The 1,069-nt window shown below is 74.6% G+C and carries 1 protein-coding gene; it reads left to right on the forward strand.

Annotated elements, in window-relative coordinates:
* Positions 1–15 precede the first annotated feature (15 nt).
* The coding region (locus tag L2I40_RS23600; protein WP_237217785.1) for a DUF1800 domain-containing protein at positions 16–1,069 on the forward strand (1,054 nt) is incomplete at its 3' end.

Genomic DNA, 1,069 nt, shown 5'->3' on the forward strand with positions numbered 1-1,069 from the left:
GAGTCGGCGCAGCCGATGGGCGCGCCGCCTCCGCCGCGCCCCGGCGCCCGCGACGGCGTCGCCGACTTCGTCCGTGCCGAGATGCGCGCCTGGGCGGAGCGCCGGCTCACCACCACCGAGCCCTTCCGCGAGCGGCTGGTGGATTTCTGGATGAACCACTTCACGGTCAGCCGCCGGAACGGCCAGGTCGCGACGCTGCCCGGCGCGCTGGAGCGCGAGGCGATCCGGCCTCACCTGACCGGCCGCTTCGCCGACATGCTGGTCTCCGTCACGCGCCACCCGGCGATGCTGCTCTATCTCGACAACCAGGGATCGGTCGGGCCGAACAGCCCGGCCGGCCAGCGCAGCCGGCGCGGCCTGAACGAGAACCTGGCGCGCGAGGTGCTGGAGTTGCACAGCGTCTCACCGGCCGCCGGCTACTCCCAGGCCGACGTCACCGAGTTCGCGCGGATCCTCACCGGCTGGTCGGTCGCGGCGGAGCAGGAGCCCTTCGGCTTCGTCTGGCGCCCGCAGACGCATGAGCCCGGGGAGAAGACGCTGCTCGGCCGGCGTTTCGAGGCCGGTCCCGACAGCCAGGAGCAGGCGCTGCGGATGCTCGGCACGCATCCGGCCACCTATCGCCATCTCGCCACCAAGCTCGCCCGCCACTTCGTGGCCGACGCCCCCCCGGCCAGCCTCGTCCGCTCGATCGAGCACGGGCTGCAGGCGACGGAGGGCCGCCTGAAGCCGGCCTACCAGGCCCTCGTCATGCACAACGAGGCCTGGATGCCGCCGCGCAAGCTGCGCACGCCCTCCGAGCTCGTGCTCGCCGCCGCCCGCGCCGGCGGGTTCGAGCGCGGCGAGCCGGTGGTCGGCTGGCTCGGCACGCTCGGCCAGCCGCTCTGGAACGCGCCGCAGCCAAATGGCTGGCCCGACATCGCCGACGACTGGACCGGACCGGAGGCGCTGATGCGCCGCGCCGACTGGGCCTACACCTTCGCCGGCCGGCTCGGCCGCGCCGACGTGGCCGCGGTGACGCAAGCAGCCCTCGGCCCGCTGGCCCGGGCCGAGACGGTGGCCGCCATGCGCA

It is taken from the genome of Falsiroseomonas oryziterrae (assembly GCF_021864505.1).
Taxonomy (GTDB): domain Bacteria; phylum Pseudomonadota; class Alphaproteobacteria; order Acetobacterales; family Acetobacteraceae; genus Falsiroseomonas; species Falsiroseomonas oryziterrae.